The organism is Paenibacillus sp. cl130, from assembly GCF_900116035.1.
Classification (GTDB): domain Bacteria; phylum Bacillota; class Bacilli; order Paenibacillales; family Paenibacillaceae; genus Paenibacillus; species Paenibacillus polymyxa_B.
This window is the reverse complement of record NZ_FOYG01000001.1, coordinates 713,860-731,894: the sequence shown is the minus strand read 5'-3', so window position 1 is coordinate 731,894 and position 18,035 is coordinate 713,860. Positions and strand designations below refer to the sequence as shown.

The 18,035-nt window shown below is 40.3% G+C and carries 19 protein-coding genes; 18 read left to right on the top strand and 1 reads right to left on the bottom strand.

Translation table 11 applies throughout. From position 1 onward, the window contains the following. Positions 1-52: 52 nt before the first annotated feature. Positions 53-568, bottom strand: coding sequence for a translation initiation factor IF-3 (infC, locus tag BM358_RS03425; protein ID WP_023987855.1), 516 nt, complete (start codon positions 566-568; stop codon positions 53-55). Between the two features lie 168 nt (positions 569-736). Here infC and BM358_RS03420 point away from each other — a divergent pair, with 168 nt between their 5' ends. The 18 genes from BM358_RS03420 (at position 737) to BM358_RS03330 (ending at position 17,890) form a co-directional block, all read left to right on the top strand. Then, positions 737-1,732 carry an ABC transporter substrate-binding protein gene (locus BM358_RS03420; protein ID WP_023987856.1) on the top strand — a complete coding sequence of 332 codons (996 nt, stop codon included), beginning with the start codon at positions 737-739 and terminating at the stop codon, positions 1,730-1,732. Then, positions 1,729-3,777 (top strand): iron ABC transporter permease, encoded by a 2,049-nt coding sequence (locus BM358_RS03415; protein ID WP_028542925.1) that lies wholly within the window; start codon positions 1,729-1,731, stop codon positions 3,775-3,777. Before BM358_RS03420 ends, BM358_RS03415 begins: the two co-directional genes overlap by 4 nt. Positions 3,778-3,907: 130 nt before the next feature. Then, positions 3,908-4,219: an ArsR/SmtB family transcription factor gene (locus BM358_RS03410; RefSeq protein ID WP_023987858.1), complete on the top strand. Its 312-nt coding sequence runs from the start codon at positions 3,908-3,910 to the stop codon at positions 4,217-4,219. 76 nt (positions 4,220-4,295) lie between these two features. Continuing rightward, entirely contained in the window at positions 4,296-5,471 is a 1,176-nt protein-coding gene (locus tag BM358_RS03405; protein WP_028542924.1) for an MFS transporter, read from the top strand. A 52-nt stretch (positions 5,472-5,523) separates the two neighbouring features. After that, positions 5,524-6,048: a hypothetical protein gene (locus BM358_RS03400; protein WP_028542923.1), complete on the top strand. Its 525-nt coding sequence runs from the start codon at positions 5,524-5,526 to the stop codon at positions 6,046-6,048. A gap of 94 nt (positions 6,049-6,142) precedes the next feature. Further along, a complete protein-coding gene (locus BM358_RS03395; RefSeq protein ID WP_028542922.1) occupies positions 6,143-6,817 on the top strand; it encodes a VOC family protein in 675 nt (224 codons plus the stop codon). Between the two features lie 80 nt (positions 6,818-6,897). Beyond that, entirely contained in the window at positions 6,898-7,353 is a 456-nt protein-coding gene (locus tag BM358_RS03390) for a GNAT family N-acetyltransferase (protein ID WP_023987862.1), read from the top strand. 221 nt (positions 7,354-7,574) lie between these two features. After that, positions 7,575-8,906 carry a helix-turn-helix domain-containing protein gene (locus tag BM358_RS03385; RefSeq protein ID WP_371263050.1) on the top strand — a complete coding sequence of 444 codons (1,332 nt, stop codon included), beginning with the start codon at positions 7,575-7,577 and terminating at the stop codon, positions 8,904-8,906. Between the two features lie 245 nt (positions 8,907-9,151). Then, positions 9,152-10,525, top strand: coding sequence for a helix-turn-helix domain-containing protein (locus BM358_RS03380; RefSeq protein ID WP_028542920.1), 1,374 nt, complete (start codon positions 9,152-9,154; stop codon positions 10,523-10,525). Between the two features lie 372 nt (positions 10,526-10,897). Beyond that, the gene (locus tag BM358_RS03375; protein ID WP_028542919.1) at positions 10,898-11,443 is read left to right on the top strand and encodes a hypothetical protein; all 546 of its coding nucleotides are present in this window, start codon (positions 10,898-10,900) and stop codon (positions 11,441-11,443) included. Positions 11,444-11,620: 177 nt separating this feature from the next. Continuing rightward, entirely contained in the window at positions 11,621-11,821 is a 201-nt protein-coding gene (locus tag BM358_RS03370) for a hypothetical protein (protein ID WP_028542918.1), read from the top strand. Positions 11,822-11,854: 33 nt separating this feature from the next. After that, positions 11,855-12,400, top strand: coding sequence for an RNA 2'-phosphotransferase (locus tag BM358_RS03365; RefSeq protein ID WP_028542917.1), 546 nt, complete (start codon positions 11,855-11,857; stop codon positions 12,398-12,400). A 182-nt stretch (positions 12,401-12,582) separates the two neighbouring features. Then, a complete protein-coding gene (locus tag BM358_RS03360) occupies positions 12,583-13,710 on the top strand; it encodes a polymorphic toxin type 50 domain-containing protein (protein WP_028542916.1) in 1,128 nt (375 codons plus the stop codon). 15 nt (positions 13,711-13,725) lie between these two features. After that, a complete protein-coding gene (locus BM358_RS03355; protein WP_028542915.1) occupies positions 13,726-14,055 on the top strand; it encodes a hypothetical protein in 330 nt (109 codons plus the stop codon). A gap of 318 nt (positions 14,056-14,373) precedes the next feature. Further along, entirely contained in the window at positions 14,374-14,595 is a 222-nt protein-coding gene (locus BM358_RS03350; RefSeq protein WP_028542914.1) for a hypothetical protein, read from the top strand. A gap of 464 nt (positions 14,596-15,059) precedes the next feature. Beyond that, complete coding sequence (locus BM358_RS03345) at positions 15,060-16,253, top strand: WXG100 family type VII secretion target (protein WP_028542913.1); 1,194 nt, start codon at positions 15,060-15,062, stop codon at positions 16,251-16,253. Next, the gene (locus BM358_RS03340; protein WP_049828507.1) at positions 16,253-16,603 is read left to right on the top strand and encodes a hypothetical protein; all 351 of its coding nucleotides are present in this window, start codon (positions 16,253-16,255) and stop codon (positions 16,601-16,603) included. The genes BM358_RS03345 and BM358_RS03340 overlap by 1 nt, the downstream gene beginning before the upstream one ends. Positions 16,604-17,614: 1,011 nt before the next feature. Continuing rightward, complete coding sequence (locus BM358_RS03330; protein ID WP_231517285.1) at positions 17,615-17,890, top strand: hypothetical protein; 276 nt, start codon at positions 17,615-17,617, stop codon at positions 17,888-17,890. Positions 17,891-18,035 lie beyond the last annotated feature (145 nt).

The following is an 18,035-nucleotide window of genomic DNA, read 5'->3' as shown; positions in this document are numbered from 1 at the left end:
TCACTCTATTTCCTACGGTCTAAGTGACTTGTCCAATTTACGGATTTGCCATTCAGCGAGGGTTTAATTTCACTTGTGAGCCCTTGCCGCCCGTCTGGATTCCAGTATCCTTCACTCCGGCTTCCTTCAGATCGACTAGTAGCCGCTCTAGTACAGCTTTGGCGACAGGTGCTTCTTTTGCACCAGACGCTTTAACGACCAACTGCACCGGTTTGCCGGAACGCAGATATTTGTCTGCCTGACGCAGCTTCGTGTCGTAATCATGCTCCTCAATATGAGCAGTGAAGCGAAGCTCCTTGACCTTTTCTTTGCCGCTGTTTTTTGCGGTTCGGCCGACATTCGTTTTGCTTGCTGCGGCTTCTTTTTGCGCAAGCGCTTTTCCTTTGCCCTTTGCGACCAAGCTACAGGGCGGTGGACTGCTCATCAGTGAGGTGCAGACCAGGTCCACCCCTTTGGATCGGGCCATAGCCAAGGCTTCTGACTTCGAGACAACGCCGAGCTTCTCCCCTGCGAGTCCAGTGAGTACCACTTCGTCAGCTTTAATTTGCTCGTTGATTAATACTGCCACGTAAATGTAGCCTCCCTTAAACAATGATAAAGCTATCATATACGGAACCCGTTTGCGATTCAATTTTAGATCTATCCGTATTGACAAAAGTCACTAAGCCCTATACTCTTTTACTGATAATGATTATCATTTTCCAATGCAATATACATACAGGGGTGATTGAAAGAAATGAAAAAGATGTTGAATAGCCTATTGTTATTTGTAGTATTTACTATTGTATTGGCGGGCTGCGGTGCAGCTGGGGATAGCTCGAAGACGGAAGGTACTGCTGGGTCTGAGCAGACATCTACTACGGCTGGTCCGGTTACGGTTAAGGACGACCACGGGGAAGTCAAGCTGGACAAGCCAGCGGAACGTGTCGTTGTACTCGAATGGACGTTTACCGAGGACCTCATTGCACTTGGCGTACAGCCTGTCGGCAATGCGGACAATGAAAACTACAAGCTGTGGGTAACACCGGAGGCAAAGCTGGCTGATACCGTAACTGATATCGGCACACGGGGCGAACCGAATCTAGAAGCGATTGCGGCGCTCAAGCCAGATCTTATTATCTCTAACGCCGATAACAATGCAGCGATCTATGCACAGCTTAAGGGGATTGCACCGACGATAGAATTCGATCCTTACAAGGGGAACGGCTATGATTACGACCGTATGGTCGAAATTTTCAAGCAAGTCGCTGTGGCTACCGGAAAAACGGAACAGGCTGATAAGGTCCTAAGCGAACTTGACCAGCACTATGTAGATGCAAAGGCTACATTGGAGAAGGCAGGCAAAGCAGACTTTCACTATGCGCTGACACAAGCCTTTACAGCTCAAAATGCTGCCAGTCTGCGAATGTTCAAAGAAAATTCGGTTGTAGTGGGAACGCTTGCGAAAATCGGCATGGTGAACGACTGGAAGTCGGACAAGACCGAGAAATACGGGTTTAGCACCGTTGGCATTGAAGCTCTTCCAGCTGTGCAGGACAGCAATTTTATCTATATTACGCAAAAGACGGACGATGTATTTGGAGCCGCGATGAAGAACAACTCGGTATGGAACGGACTGAACTTTGTCAAAGAAAAACGGACCTACCCACTGGACGGTACAACATGGACGTTCGGCGGCCCAATCTCATCCAAAGTGCTGGTTGATCAAGTAGTCGGAGCTCTGACGAAATGACCCGAACAGGCACAACGGGTTTATCGAAGACTTGGCGTGTAGGAAGCATTTTTGGGGGCGGATTGATCGTCCTCATCGTGCTTTTTTTTGTAAGCTTGTGTTATGGAGAGGCTTCAATCCCGCTGCATACAGTAATTGAGGCGTTGACCCAGCGTCAGAATACGCTCGATCATAACATGGTGTGGGATCTCCGAATGCCGCGTACGGTCATCGGAATCCTAGCAGGTGGTGCGCTGGCCATCGCCGGTGCTCTGCTCCAGGCCATCACCAAAAATCCGCTGGCGGCTTCTGATACACTAGGAATTAACGCCGGTGCCTACTTTGTGGTCGTCCTTGGCGCGGTGATGTTTCCCGGATTGCTGCATCAGGCGCCGTTTCTATTTGCCGCTGTCGGCGGCCTGCTTGCAGCGGTGCTGGCTTACTTCATGGGCGGGGGACGAGCTGGAAGTCCGATTCGGTTGGCGCTTGCCGGCTTGATTGTATCCATGGTTCTCGGTTCGTTTACCGGAGCTTTGCATATTTTTTATTCATTTGAAACGCAGGGACTGTTTCTCTGGGGTTCTGGCTCGCTTGTGCAAAACGACTGGAGCGGGACGACTTACGCCTGGCCCTGGGTCGTAGGACTCTCGATCATTGCCGTTCTGCTGTCAAGGCAGTTTGATGTTCTGGATCTGGATGAGTCCACATCCACGTCGCTCGGACAAAAGGTTAGCTTGACCCGGGCGGTGGGAATTGTATTGGCTGTACTGCTGTCGACCATTACAGTCAGTGTCATTGGACCCATTGGTTTTGTGGGTTTGGTAGCTCCGCATTTGGTTCGCTTAAGCGGTCTAAAAATGCATCGTTGGGTGCTGCCCGGTTCCTTCCTCTGGGGGGCATTGCTGTTGACGGGCGCTGACGTGCTGGCGAAAATGGTCCACCAATCAAGCATGGATCTGCCGACCGGAGCAATGATGGCCTTGATCGGTGCTCCTTGGTTAATTTGGCTGATTCTGTGGAAGATGAAGCTACCTTCTGGTATTAGTGGACAATCTTCCATGAACATAGGTGTGCGCTCTCGGAAATTACCGTATGGCAGGCTGGTCATGTTGCTTGGGTGCGGTGCCGTGCTGTTGACCGTATTCAGCCTGATGTTTGGAGGAATGCGAATTCCGGTCGGCGATCTATTGTCCGGCCTGTTCGGCGGTGAGAACGCAAATTCGGCCTTGCTGCAGTTTAGAATTCCGCGCACGCTGGTGGCAGCCGGGGCTGGTATCGCGCTTGCGGTCAGCGGTGTCTTGATCCAATTAGCCGTTCGTAATCCCTTAGCGGATGCCTCGATCATTGGTGTTTCTTCAGGGGCTGGTTTCGGCGCGCTTGCAGTAATTATCGTTTGGCCTGGGCTGCCTGTTTATATGCTGCCCATCGCGGCGATTGCCGGAGCGACGGTGTCGGCGGCGGTGATCTTCTTTTTATCATGGAACAAGCACCTAAACCCGTCTGTGGTCATCCTACTTGGGATTGCCGTATCAGCGATCGGAGCAGCTGGCATTCAGATACTGATTATCCAAGGTTCGCTTTGGGGCAGCACAGGCTATATTTGGCTGACGGGTAGTACCTACGCTCGAAACTGGGGGCAGGTGGCGACGATTCTGGCTTTTCTGCTCGTGTTGTTGCCAATAGCCTGGTGGCTAGCTCGCCGCTTCGATCTTTTGGTATTTGACGATAGCAGCGCCATGGGACTGGGACTTCCGGTGCGCCGCACCCGGCTGCTGGCCATGGCAGTGGGTGTGCTGCTGGCGGGCGGAGCGGTGGCCTGTGTGGGTACAGTTGGCTTCATCGGGCTGATTGCCCCGCATATCGTGCGTACGTTGATTGGGCACCATGTACGCCGCTCCATTGTTCTGTCGAGCATCTTGGGAGCGGTGATGCTGGTGCTGGCTGATACGATTGGCCGGACAGTGCTTGCGCCGACCGAAATTCCTTCCGGATTGCTGATCGCACTGATCGGTGCACCGTATTTCCTGTACTTGATGTATCGCTCCAATAAGAGTAAGTCAGTGTAGTTGAATATGTACACAAACAGGCTGTTTCCCAGCGGATTTTCTGTGGGGAAGCAGCCTTTATTATTAATTCTTCTACGTAGTCATTGGGCTTTATATTTACAAATCTAATAAAATAGATATAATATTTTATATGGAACCGTCATTGATTTATAAAGCATTGTCAAACGAAACTCGTCGTCTAATTATGCTGTGGTTAAAAAAACCAGAAGAGTTTTTTGATGAACAGGCTTATCTAAAGCAAGGGCTTAATTTTCAAATTGGTGTATGTGTGGGAGATATTCAGGCTAAAGCGGGACTTGCGCAGTCTGTGATTTCAAGTTATTTATTAACGATGCAAAAATCCGGTTTGTTAGAGTCTGAGCGTATTGGGAAGTGGACGTACTATCGACGGAATGAAAAAACAATCCGGGAATTTGCCGAGTACGTTCAAAAGGAACTATAAACAGAAAGGAGGTTTTTTTTTACATAACATATCTACAAATCTATATATATAATTAAATTGGAGGCTTATACTTAAAATGAAAAAGGTTAACCCGTTACTTATTATCATTCTGGCTTTAGGCGTATTCGGCATTATTACAACGGAAATGGGGATTATAGGTGTTCTCCCCCAAGTAACTCAAAAATTCCATGTATCAGCTGCCCAGGCTGGTTGGCTCGTCAGTATTTTTTCTTTAGTTGTTGCCATTTCAGGTCCGTTCTTGACCTTACTCGTTTCCGGCATGAATCGTAAAGTCATTCTATTAACCGCTGTATTCAGTTTTGTCATTTCCAATATTGTCTATGCCTATACCACTCATTTTGAGGTCATGCTCATTTTTCGTGTTCTTCCTGCTATTTTTCATCCTGTCTTTTTTTCGGTCGCTCTCGTGACTGCATCTCATCTTGTCCCCCCTGAAAAGAGTAGTAAAGCAGTCACCAAGGTTTTCGCTGGAATTACAGTAGGATTTGCTTTTGGCGTGCCTTTGACTTCCTATCTTGCTGATAAGATATCGTTAGAAGCTGCTTTCTTATTTGGTGCTGTCGTAAGCATGATTGCATTTGTAGGAATACTCGTATGGCTTCCTTCCCTGCCAGTTCAGGAAAAGATGTCTTATGGCAAACAGCTTGGTATATTACGTAAACCTCAATTGTGGTTCAACATTGTGACTGTTATTTTTATCTTTGCAGCTATGTTTTCGGTGTATAGCTACTTTGCCGAATATCTTGGAGAAGTAACTCTTATGAACGGGTCATGGATCAGTATGATGTTGATGGTCTTTGGAATCGTCATGATTTTTGGAAACTTTTTATTTGGAGGATTATTACATAAAAATCTGACTAAGACCGTCATCATGTTCCCATTGCTATATATGGTCATTTACGTATTCACTTATGCTCTGGGGGCTTCTTTCCTACCGATGATTGTGGTTGTACTCATTTGGGGGGCCGTGCATTCCGGGGGGCTAATTATTAGTCAAACATGGTTAACCACTGAAGCGAAAGAAGCTCCAGAGTTTGGAAACAGCCTGTTTGTCTCATTTTCTAATCTAGGTATTACGATGGGAGCTGCTATAGGCGGCTGGTTTATCTCTCACTTGGGAATACACCAGCTCATCTGGAGCGGAATGATGTTTGCGCTGCTAGCGTTTTTATCTATGATTATAAAAATAAAATTGTTCAATTCGAATGCAACGGAAGCCAGCGTGCGTTAAAATATGGATAGACATTAGAAGAGTACTCTACATTATGTATTGGGAGGAATAGATGAATATTCGAATGTATCATGATCTGGAGGCTCAATTGGAAGAGGAAATTTGGGCTCTTGGTGAGGAAGCAGCTCATATACTCCCATTAGATAGCAACTTAGCTGAGGAAAAAGCACAGAGGGCCTGGGATCTAATACCCGAACCTAAGCATACATGGGGCATTACAGGTGTAACCCTACATCAATACGTTCAAATTCTTAATTATAACGGGCATACTCAGCGATCAGTAGAGCTTTTAAATGGGGAGATTATAGATTTGGAAGGTTCAGGGTACCGGATTATACATGCTGAACCTTATATCCAGATGGCGGAAACACTTCTTCATCAGAGCAAGCTTGTATTAGCTCATGAATATCTCCAGAAGGCATACTCGATTGGGAGTGCAAGAGCATTTCGGGACCAGCCCAAGCTTTATCTCAAAATGGCGAAAAGTAAAGCACTGGATGAACAGGATATACTACTTCAATTTGCAGCGTTAGATGTGAATGCCAAACTTCTAAGCGATTTAAAGGATAATCAATAACCAATGAAATGGCCTCATACAGTCTGAGATAAAATGCTGATCTGGATACGACGGAAAATGGGTTTCAATATTATTTATGGGGAGGACCAATGCATTGAAATTAAAAGAAGTGCTTTTAGGCACCCACAGTTTCGAAGCGATAAAAGCTTTTTACGGCTCTCTCTTGGATTTGCAGGTTGTGGAGGAAAACCCTTCGCGGTTGTCTTTTCAAGTAGGGGAATCGGTTCTTGCTTTTCAGGAATCCTCCCACATGGAAAATGAATTTTATCATATTGCGGTTACGATTCCAACGAATAAATTCATAGAAGCAAAACAGTGGGTAATCGACCGTGGGATTTCATTGATCTCAAGACCCCAAGAAGATGAGTTTTTTTTCGAAAACTGGAATGCAACAGCGCTTTACTTCTATGATCCGGATCATAACCTTGTCGAGTTCATCGCTCACCATACACTCAACAACGCAGTCACTGAAGCTTTCGGGCTCCACTCTCTACTTCGTATAAGCGAGATCGGTCTTCCTGTCGACGATGTCTCCGAAGTATCAAGGATAATCACCGAAACGTTCCAACTTGATTCATGGGGAGGGGCTGGACAGAAATTCGCGCCGCTAGGGGATGTAGAAGGATCATTTATAGTCATAGACAAGCAACGGCCTTGGTTTCCTGATGATAGGCTTCCGGCCGTATTTAACACCAGAGTCTTGTTTGAAGCTCCATGCTCTGCCAGTCTTTCGCTTCACAATGGTTTGTATGAATTGAGATCAAACTGATTTAGGGCTTCCCCGGATTTCTGGAATAAAGCTTACGATGGGGGGAATCCAGGGGCGATAATACATTCAGGAGAGAATATATGAATATTAGACTACTTCATTCAAATGAAAAATATCCAATAGAGCTCTTGTTACTAGCTGATCCTTCGCACCAACTTGTTGAGGAATACTTAAAAAGAGGGCAGTGTTTTGTAGCAGAGATTGACCATCATATTGTTGGAGTCTATGTTCTTTTACCTACAAGACCTGAAACAGTTGAGTTAGTGAATATAGCAGTATCAGAAGGTATGCATGGTAAAGGAATAGGCAGACAATTAGTAACACATGCAATTGAAACAGCTAGGGCACAAGGTTATAAAACGATGGAAATGGGCACAGGAAACTCTAGCATTGGGCAGTTAGCTCTCTACCAAAAATGTGGGTTCAGAATTGTTGGTGTAGATCTAGATTTCTTTGTCAGACATAACTATCTAGAAGAAATTTATGAGAATGGCATACAGTGTAGAGATATGATTCGTATGTCTCAGGATTTATAGAGCTTAATTTCTTTGCAAACCCTTCAAAGGTATCTTAAGTAAGGTTCTGAAAGGTATATGATATTGTGCCAAAAGATGGTACAATAAATTGCGGAAAGGCTATACAATCATTGGATTGCAATAGTCCTCTTTTTAATGAGTTGATATCCTAACAAGTTCCTGATAAGGGGTGGTTACTTTTGTACAACACAACCACGATACTCACAGAGATAACAAAACATATGAAAGATAAAGATTTAATCCTTAGTGATCTCGCCAGAGAGGCAGAAATGAATCCGGGAACCATGAGCAGTATTATTAATGGGAACCGCACTCTTTCAGTGGATCAGCTAGACCGAATTACAAAAGCAATGGGGCATTCCGTTGGCTATTACTACGAACGGTATGTGTCTGAGTATTTAACAGAGGCTAATCCGAATTGGCGTCGAATGAGTCCTTTTATACATAATTGTGCGAAATTGAACAAACTGGACTGCATTCATGATGTGGTCAATTTATTGATGGATAAGTTGGGCTATTCAGAATCCTTATTTGAGCTTGCTGAAGAATTATTTCATGAAAAGAAGTACCAAGCGGCAGCCATACTTTATGAAAATGTAGCTGTAAGTGAGAAAAAACAATACTCAGAACGCCTCGCTATGTGTCAGTACCGCTTGTTCCATACGAGGCAAGGAGACAATCAAGAGAAAAACTATGAAGCGGCAGTTCAATTTGAAATATATGTTGAACGACTAGATGAGATAGATCAGTTAGAAGCGTTAAAAGATTTGGCGAATACATACCGTTCGTTACGTAAATGGGACAAAGTAGAATTGTTCGCTAAAGCTTTGGGAGACAAAGCTAAAATTCAATACAAATTGGAACAACAGCGGCACCATGTGAAAAAAGAAAATTCAAAGAAACCAAGTTTTCCTCTGTTTGCTTATTGGGCATTTTCTCATTTACTTCGTACACAAGCCTGTGGTGAAAGAAAAGATTATGAACGGGCATTTCATCATATCAAAAAATATGCTGATTTAAGTTGGGTTACGGATACTGATGAAGAAACATTGAATTGGAAAGATAAGTATGAGGATTGGGCGGTAGTGAATACGTACGTAAATAAGCTTCTTTCAGGCGAAGAGAGCGTACTTCCCGAGTATGTAGCTTATATTTCTTCAAGAAAAGATGAGGTTCTTCCCGCACTTGATAATATCCTTGAGGCGGCAAATCGATACCATTTTGATGTAGATGATATTTTAGAGCAATTCGAGGAGGATATTTTATCTTATTTGGAACAACAAAAAATCGAAGGCTTTTATACTCAACGATTCATAACAGAGCGTTTTATACATTTTTCTAAGGAATTATCAGTCTACTTTTTGACTAAAGGAAGATTTTCTGATGGCTTTAAATTTTTATTAAGTAGTTTGGAAAAATCTACATTAAGCAATAATAAATCGTATATAATTAAATGTATGAGGCTGTATGAGTCTTATCGAGAGTATGCATCAACTGAGATAAAGACAGCTTACAGAAATTTGATTGATGAGGTGGATAATGATGAGACGTAAAATAATTTTAACCTTACTGGTAACAAGTTTTATGTTATTGACAATAGTAATTCCTCCAGCAGGCTATCAAGATATTGAGCATAACTATCAACCCACATACCATGGAGAAATGTAATTATTATTAATAGTAAAAAGAAGATTGAGATTCAAATCAGTTGTTGGAGTAAAGAGCTGAGTTTTAACTAAAAAATAAGTGAAAGAAGCTATATTATAGGCCGAGTCTACGTTGAAAGGGTGGTTTATTCATGGAAATCACACTTACGATTGGAGCAGAATTAGAACAATATCTAAAACAAAATGGCTTAAGCATGACTGAGTTTGGACACATCATTGATTTGAATGTTGGTACGGTTAGCAGTATTGTTACTGGAAATCGTATTTTATCCGTTAACCAATTGGATCGCATTACTGCCGGAATGAAATTGCCACCAGACTATTTTTATGAACGTTACATTGAGGAGTGTATCTTAGAAGAAACGCTCAACTGGCGGAGAATTAGCCCTTTTTTGTACCGATGCGTGGAGCTTGGCCGACTTGATTGCTTGCAGTGCGTTGTATTTCTGTTGCTGGATAACCCAATCTATCCTCCGTTACTCTTTGAAGTAGCCGAGAATATTTACAGAGATGGTTACAAGGAAGCAGCGGCGTTTCTTTATGAAAATGTGAGCGAGAGTGAAAGGCAGCAACATTCAGAGCGATTGGCAGTGTGCCAGTATCGATTGTTTACGATTCGTGTTGGAAACGATCAAGAAAAAAGCTATGATGCAGCCGTTCAATTCGAGCCTTACATTGAACGGTTAGATGAGACAGATCAGTTAGAGGCGTTAAAAGAATTGGCGAATACATACCGCTCGTTACGAAAATGGGACAAATTAGAATTATTCGCTAAAGCTCTTGGAGATAAGGCTAAAATTCAATACAATTTGGAACAAAAACGGCATCATATGAATAAAGACAATTCGAAGAAACCCAAATTTCCCTTGTTTGCGTATTGGGCATTCTCGCATTTACTTCGGGCAGAAGCTTGTGAAGGAAGGAAAGACTACGAGCAAGCACTTCAGCATACTTATGCTTACACCGATTTGAGTTGGGTGAACGCTACAGATGAAACTGCTTTGAAGTGGAAGAGGCAATATGAAGACTGGGCAGTAGTAAATACGTATGCAAATAAGCTTCTTTCTGGCGATAAGAGCGTTCTAACTGATTATGTAGCTTATATTTTTTCTAAAAAAGATGAAATTCTTCCCGCACTTGATAATATGCTTGAAGCGGCAAATCGATATCATTTTGATGTAGATGATATTTTAATACAATTTGAAGGAGAAATTATTTCCTTTCTGGAGCGAAAAAAAGTGGAAGGGTTGTATACTCAACGCTTCATAACGGAGCGATATACTGATTTCTCAAGAGAATTAGCAATCTATCTTTTGCGTAAAGGGAAGTTTTCAGACGGTTTTACATTTTTGTTCAGCTGTTTGGAAAGATCCGCTGAAGTTAATAATAAAATACAAGCAATTAGATGTATGAGGTTGTTTACGTATTTTAAAGAACATGCATCTGCTCACACGAGGGCAGTCTACGGAAATCTAATTAAAGTGGTTAATGAAGATGAAGAGTAAGAGTAAGTTGATTCCACTCTCCTAGTATCCAGTTTTATGTCAGTAGCATTAGTAATTACGATCCAACTGGACAACATGGAGGAATGTTGGAATAAAATAATCTCAAGTTTAAGATCACAATAGACGTAGAAAATTAACTATGATCAAGAGGTTAGATGGAATTATCCGTCTAGCTTTTTTCATATCGTTTGTTTTGCTCTACATAAATAAGCTTCTAGAAGTGACTTAGCTTGGACTTTTATCTGTAAAATGCTTATTCGATCATTGAAAGAATATACAATGTAGAAAGTAGTATTTTAATAACAAGACATATTGCCTATTCCCTTCATTTCCCTTATGATAATTGCACTACTACCAAAGAAGGAGATACATATGAAGAAAGCTATTCTACTACTATTAATGTTTGCTATCTTAATTCCATCACAAGTATTGGCAGCAACATCTACAAAAGCAATGTCAACAAGTGAAATCGAAAAAATATACTTTGAGAATTACAAAGATCGTGTGAAGGAAATTAAAATTGCACAAAAAAAACTTAATGCTGTTCTGGGGGCAGAAGTTCGTGAGCTAACTCAGAGATTAAGTCAAGCATCAGCGCGCTATAAAAACGAAGTGAAAAATAAATCAAGTAAAGCGGTAATAGCTCAAGCCAAGGCTGAATGCGATAAATTAAAGAAGCAGCTCAGCGTGGCGAAGGTGGAACTAAGTAAAAGTATTAAAAATTACAAAAAAGAAAGCGAACAAGCATTAAAAGATATTGCAAATCAGAAAGCAGAGCTTATAAAATTCATTAAGAACCACACAGCAGGAAAAGATAAACTTACGGAGTCTCAATTTAACCAACAGGTTAATGGAGATATTAAGTCGATTAACGGCTCATTTACCGGCATTTTAAAAATGTTGACGGAAGCTAAATAATGGTGAGTAAAGGCAGCAGGTATCACCTGTTGTCTTTTTAATTTAGGCTTATAATGGAAGTTTTTGTTGCAGACTTTGGATTGCTGTGGAATGGAGACAAAGAGGATATATGGATATGGATGAAATAAATTTGTTCGTTTTTATATAATGAAGTACGATTAGCGAGGAGAAAAATTTATGAATCGTAAGTTTTTTATCATGGCTTTGATAAGAGGTATTTTCGGGTATTTCCCTTGTGGGCTGGGAGTTGCAGTATTATTGGAGGCTTATAGCAGATATAGTCTAAGAGGTTTTTTAATTGGAGCTACATTTTTCCTTATCGGGGGATTGGTGCTTTACTTCACAAGACGCTATGAATCATCAGATTGGTTACTTTAGATAAAGCAAATATTACATTAGAAGGAGTATATGATGTTATCACCAAAACAAGAAGAGAGCCTTAGTAAATTTATGAGTAAAATTCTTAGGCATACACCAGAACAGTTTGGAATTAAGTTGGACCATGAAGGTTATTGCCACGTGCATGACTTAATTTCAGCAATTAAATCAGAGAATAGATGGTTGGATATAGGAGAAGCAGGAATTGATCAAGTCGTAACTAATTGTCCAAAGAAGCGATACCACATGGTAAATGGATACATACGAGCTAACTACGGGCATAGTACAGGAAGATTAGATTACAAAGAATTCACTCCACCAACTTCTCTTTATCACGGAACAAATAGCAAAGTAGTTGATAAAATTATTACCGAGGGAATTAAACCCATGGGGAGAAAGTATGTTCATCTATCTGAGACACTTGAATTTGCAACATTGGCAGGTAAGAGACGTGGTGAATTAGTCATTCTTGAAATCGATACAGTAAAATCGATGGCTAATAATGTGAAGTTCTATATCGCTAACAATGGTGTTTGGCTTGCCGATTTTGTGCCCCCACAATATTTTAAAAAAATTTAACACTGATATTTTCGTTTATATTAAAAAGAGGCTTTATACAATACTTTTGACATAGTAAATCCGTTTATATCAGTCCATTTGTCACATAATATAAAAGGAAATTTCAGGATGACAGGTGGATATCCCTAAACATCTCCTTCTGATAAGATTATTTCCATCTAAATTAAAATGGACGTGATCAATTGGGGAGAATATTGGTTCCACCTGACAAGCTTATGGAAGTGGCTGACCAGTTCTTGCATGGTAAACACGAAATGGAACGTATATTGAATTTACTGAATGGAAGAATTGATTTTGTCCAACAAGGTTGGTCTGGTGCTACCCGAGAGAGGTTTTTCCAAGATTTTCAGGTCTCTAGACAATCCATGGGCGTGACGCTTGAACGACTTTCTACGGTTGCACAAGAACTCATTTTTATTTCAAAAAACTTCACACAGGTAGATGGAGAAAAAGTCGTACTGGATGTGCCAGGGAATGGTGTGCCTGTTAAAACGGCATCAAGCGGTGAAGGTTGGTTACATAAAATCTTTGAACAGATCGGTAAAGCTGAGATCACAAAAGCCGAAGCTCAGATGGAAGCTAGTAAGCTTCAAGGGGAAATTTTGTGGGATACTGCTCAGGGAGCGAAAGGTGCTATTCAGGAAGATTTAACCTTGGGGATGCTGCCTGACAAAGACCGTGACTATGATCATCCTATGGCTGCTAAAGTAGGTGAAATTCTCGGTCACGTAGCTACGACATTGCAGGGAGCTGGTGAGGTAATCGTTGGAACAGGTGGAGAAGGATTATCAGTTGCTGTTTCATCCACAGGAGTTGGTAGTATTATCGGAATACCTGGATTGATTGGCTCAGCAGCTTTAGCGGCACATGGAGGTACAACCGCAGTTAAAGGCGCAAGCGGAATAGGGAAGAGCTCAGCGGAATTGTGGCAGATGGCGAAAGGAGAAGGTGTACCTTCTTATGGGAAAAAATCTGTTCCAGCAGGTCCTTATCGTGAAGTTGACAGTTACCCTGTAAAAGTAAAACACGGAGATCAGGAGAAGCATATTGTTGGGACGCCCAACTACAAACAAGACTTAGCCAATGGTAAGAACAAGAGTATTTTCTATGGTGATAACAAAACCGCACAAGAATTACTTGATAGTTATTCTGGAAAAGGTGCTATGTTTAAAGCAGGGCGAGAAAGGATTGATTTCGGAAAACCTATCGGGAAATACTATAATAGAGATACTGGTATGTTCGAAGAAACAACAAAAGGAATTATTCATTACAGTAAAGATGGCGCACATATTGTACCAGCAGCGCCTTAAACCAAGGAGGAATATATGGGATATGATTCTTTGATTAAAGCCATTATTTCAGTACCGAAAGAAGAATTAACTATTCAGTGGGGAAGTGGATTAAAGATTATTGGTACTAGGGACACCATTTATGAAACAAACAATGGTTTAGATGAAGATGATAATGAATTCATTGAATATGATGCTGCGGTTATTGAAGTTAAAAAGATAGTATCTAAGCCGATTAACGACGAAGGAAGTATATATAATTGGTTACAAAAAGGAAAGAGCCCCTTTATTGAAATTTCTCTCCATAACGATCCTCCCAGCATGATAACATCTACTGATGGATCTATTATTTGGAAATATGAATAACTCTGGAAATCCTCAATTGTGTATTTTTCACTCAATCGAGGCTAGATGGGATTATCCATCTAGCCTTTTTGGTTTGTATGGGTACCACATAAATTGTAAGCACGACAAAGCATATAGTCCCCTATGGTCTAACATTCGTTATAAAGTAGTAGGATGCCATTACACCTAAGAAAATTAAAACAATTGCGCTACATGCGATGTAGACTACACGGATCATGGAAATTCAAAGCAGCATCCAGAGTGGCCTCATGAACATGTTTTTGAATGGAAAGAAGATGGGACATTTAAAAGAGTTAACAAGAAGTAGGAGGGACTGTTTTGGAATATAATGAATTGGTGGAACGTTTTGAAATGGGGGAAGAGTTTCAGTTCTACTATAAAAATGATAGCTATTGGATTAGCCAGAATGAAGAAGAGTACTTTCTTACTCGTCAAAGAGACAGTTTTTCGCAATCATTTGAATCAGCAAGAGAGTTGTTCGATAATGGGAAGATTGAAGATAAGACTATTTTAGAGTTGTGGGATAGCATAGAGATTTAAAAAAGTACAATTTGAGTCTGCTCCTTAACAATAAAAATGGGAGTGGGCCTTTTTACATAGTTAGCCAATCTGAATAAAGGAGGATGACATTTACAACCACCTTGCTTCAAACGAAGGTGCGTCAAATTCAGGTCACCATGTTCCAATATCAATCATGATCAAATTGTTGAGCTAAGGATATGGGAATCAAGCAGATGAACAAAATGTCCCTATAAAAAATACTACCGATATTGTTCAGGAACTCGGTATCACGAAACAACAGCTACAGAACTATAAAAAACTCCTAAAGTTGATTCCTGAGTTACAGGATATGATTGAAGATCAGGAGTGGAAAGCGATGACTATAAGCTTTTGGTCATAGGTATAAAGTTATCTTATTTCACATAACAATTAGGAATTAAGTTCGTTTTCCATAAATCGGAATAATGTTACTATGTCATAACGAACTCAAACAGAGGTATATTATGACAACAATTAAAGTGACACCTGAGCAGCTTATGACTGCCTCCAAGCAGTTTGAGTTAGCACAGCAAACGGCAACTCAAATGAATAGTAATTTAGTACAACAAATTTCATCTATGGGGCAATTGTGGGAAGGACTGACTAAAGAGCACTTTTACTATTCCTTCCAAACCTCTCAGAAGAATATGAATGACTTTGTTACCTTGACGGATTCTATTGCTAGGGAATTACGTCACCATGCAGATAAATTCAGATTAGCAGATCTGATGGAAGCAGGTAACATTGACGCAAGTTGTTTACCACCTCCACCGAATTCATGTGCTGTTCCTGCTCCAGATACACGGAATGCGTTCCAGAAATCAGTAGATAGCTTAACTGAACTAGGTCAGGATTTTGTAGACGCTAACTCAGTACGCTATGAGAAAAAGTTTAATTCAGTCTGGAGCTTTCTAGATTATATGTCATATGGTATTCCAAAAGGAATGTACCAAGGGTACATGGAACGGGCAGCTAAACAAAACGATTCATGGAATGACATGCTCAATTTCGGTACATTTGGAGTAACAGGTATGATTCAAGGGGCATTTAATCCAAACAATGCCTGGTCAAAGGAACACTGGGCTAATATGATCGGTACAGCAGGATTGTTTGGAGGAGTTAGTTCGGTAATCAAACCTAAAATTGGGATTGGTAGTACAATAAAGTTAAACGGTGAAGTTAGACCATTTCCCAAAGGCCATGATCTAGATTTGAAATTGTGGGAAGAGATGCCTGTAAGCGGTCAGAGAAGGTTAACACCAGATGGATTAAAAATTATGAATGTTAGTGAAATAAAAGCTTTTAAAAAAGAAATGAATGCTATTGATGTAAAAGTTATAATTGATAAAAAGGGCGCTATACTTCCAGAAGAAGCTGTGGGTGGCTTTAATCCTAGTACAGGACAGATTGTTATACGACCAGATGCTTCCTATCTAAGTGCAATTCACGAATCTTACCATGCAAAACACTTTGGAGAACTTGGAAAAGAAAAATATATGAATTTATCCACTATAGCTAAAGAAGAGTATGTTTATAATGAAATCATCAAAAATAAAGACAAATTTAATTCCTCAGAAATATACGAAGCACAGAGATACATTTATAAAGTGAGAAACGGACAGTGGCCTCTGTCTAATTGGAAAGGGTATGAAGAATAATGGATGAAAAAGTGGATACTAAATTAACAGCTACTCAAGCTAGAAAAATTGCTCAGGATTATCAAGAAAAATATAAGTTATATGGTGTAATACATGATGACACTGAGCAGTCCGTCAAATTTTACCCGGAATTCTACAGGGTTGAGGGTGCTGCATGGTTAGTTTTAGCTGATATCACACCAAAGAGTTATGAAGGTGATGATGAGATTACTTTTGTTGTCTCGGATAGAGATGGGGTTGTGGATCATGTACTTGATCATAATGGACTACCACAGCGTTATCATGTACCTAGCAATAGAGATTATACAGATGAAGAGTTTGAAGCTATTTTTAATGATGAAGAAGAGTAAGTTGCTTTACAATACCAGCGTCATATAGTCAGTGTTAAGCTTGCTCCTTTAATAATAAAAATGGGAGTGAGCTTTTTTATAGTTATCCAATCTGAATGAAGGAAACTGTGATTTTTAATATACCTTACTTCAAAATAAGGTGCGTCAAATTCAATTCACCATGTTCCAATATCAATCATGATCAAACTGGAATAGTGACAAAGGAAATAATTGCAAAAAAGGAGATGCACAATGAAGCGAAGGTAAAGTGGTTTGCTCTAAATGCTAGTCGAAGAATTACAAGGACAATACATATAACCGTGATCTTGTTCCAAAAGTAGAAGTGATTGAATGAAGTACGAAGTGCTAGGTAATTCCTAGATTTAAGATGAGTAAATAATTTGAGATCGGCAATTTGATATTGTTTATTTGTCTTAGAAAGTCTTATTGTTGGACAGAGAAAAGGGAGTGTAATGGAAACGCGGCTTCGGGAAATTGGAGTAGTCTGTCTTGTGCTAGTGATTTTGTTTTGATCTTTGATAACTGTATTAATGATATACACAATAGGTGGAACTTTCTTTGTTTCGGGAGAAAGCATTATCTTTGTATACGCTCAACTGCGTAATTATCACATAGTTTGCTCAATTACGACAATACTTAGGGTCAGTTTAGGTGAACGGAATTAATATTGAGAATTGTGGAACTTGATGTTATTCGTCTATCTATCAGGATTTAAAGTTGTTTGTTGTATGCTTTTTTGGGAATAGATAAAATCAGCGGGAGTGTTTTTATAGATGAAAAGCGTCATTAATTTGTAAAAATTGTCTATTTACCTTTGGTTAAAGGTATTTATGCAATGAACAGAAAGGAGAAATTTTGACATAAACAACAAGGCAAAGGATTACTTTTCAGATGTACTAACTAAACATATCCACAAATGGCAACGTGGAGATATTATTACAATAGAAGCTGGCTGGATTGTTTGGAGGAGTCAGCTCAGTTAGTTAGAATGGAGATGTTCTTTTGGAGATTATGAAGTTAGACGATATTATTAAAACACCCAATAAAGGAATCATTTTAATTGGAACAAATATTGGATTAGATAAGCAGGATCATACGAATCTGAAAAGTTTGATAGGTTCAAAAATACAAGTAGATAAGGTAGATGGGACAAAATGTGAACTGGACGTATTGGATATTAGCCTTTCTTTTTCCATTGCTAACCTTCCACTCATTGGTATTAGTGTAAAGGATTCAGAAAATATTAAAGATATAAAAAAGGGAACACAAGTAGTGCAATTACTATAGATCTATAATGTATGCGATTTTCATAAAATAAATTAAGCATCTGAAAAAGTGGAGTATGCGAATCGCATACTCCTATCTTTACTTATAGTGTTGTAAATATAAACAAAGAACATACGCCTACAAAAAAATTAACAGCAAAAGCGAA

Excerpts from the sequence above, each read along its gene's own strand:
- BM358_RS03370 (WP_028542918.1), top strand. The coding sequence starts at position 11,621 with ATGAATCGTAAGTTTTTTATCATGGCTTTGATAAGAGGTATTTTCGGG.
- BM358_RS03345 (WP_028542913.1), top strand. The coding sequence starts at position 15,060 with ATGACAACAATTAAAGTGACACCTGAGCAGCTTATGACTGCCTCCAAG.
- BM358_RS03330 (WP_231517285.1), top strand. The coding sequence starts at position 17,615 with ATGAAGTTAGACGATATTATTAAAACACCCAATAAAGGAATCATTTTA.
- BM358_RS03365 (WP_028542917.1), top strand. The coding sequence starts at position 11,855 with ATGTTATCACCAAAACAAGAAGAGAGCCTTAGTAAATTTATGAGTAAA.
- BM358_RS03385 (WP_371263050.1), top strand. The coding sequence starts at position 7,575 with ATGAAAGATAAAGATTTAATCCTTAGTGATCTCGCCAGAGAGGCAGAA.
- BM358_RS03405 (WP_028542924.1), top strand. The coding sequence starts at position 4,296 with ATGAAAAAGGTTAACCCGTTACTTATTATCATTCTGGCTTTAGGCGTA.
- BM358_RS03390 (WP_023987862.1), top strand. The coding sequence starts at position 6,898 with ATGAATATTAGACTACTTCATTCAAATGAAAAATATCCAATAGAGCTC.
- BM358_RS03375 (WP_028542919.1), top strand. The coding sequence starts at position 10,898 with ATGAAGAAAGCTATTCTACTACTATTAATGTTTGCTATCTTAATTCCA.
- BM358_RS03340 (WP_049828507.1), top strand. The coding sequence starts at position 16,253 with ATGGATGAAAAAGTGGATACTAAATTAACAGCTACTCAAGCTAGAAAA.
- BM358_RS03410 (WP_023987858.1), top strand. The coding sequence starts at position 3,908 with ATGGAACCGTCATTGATTTATAAAGCATTGTCAAACGAAACTCGTCGT.
- BM358_RS03355 (WP_028542915.1), top strand. The coding sequence starts at position 13,726 with ATGGGATATGATTCTTTGATTAAAGCCATTATTTCAGTACCGAAAGAA.
- BM358_RS03400 (WP_028542923.1), top strand. The coding sequence starts at position 5,524 with ATGAATATTCGAATGTATCATGATCTGGAGGCTCAATTGGAAGAGGAA.
- BM358_RS03380 (WP_028542920.1), top strand. The coding sequence starts at position 9,152 with ATGGAAATCACACTTACGATTGGAGCAGAATTAGAACAATATCTAAAA.
- BM358_RS03415 (WP_028542925.1), top strand. The coding sequence starts at position 1,729 with ATGACCCGAACAGGCACAACGGGTTTATCGAAGACTTGGCGTGTAGGA.
- BM358_RS03420 (WP_023987856.1), top strand. The coding sequence starts at position 737 with ATGAAAAAGATGTTGAATAGCCTATTGTTATTTGTAGTATTTACTATT.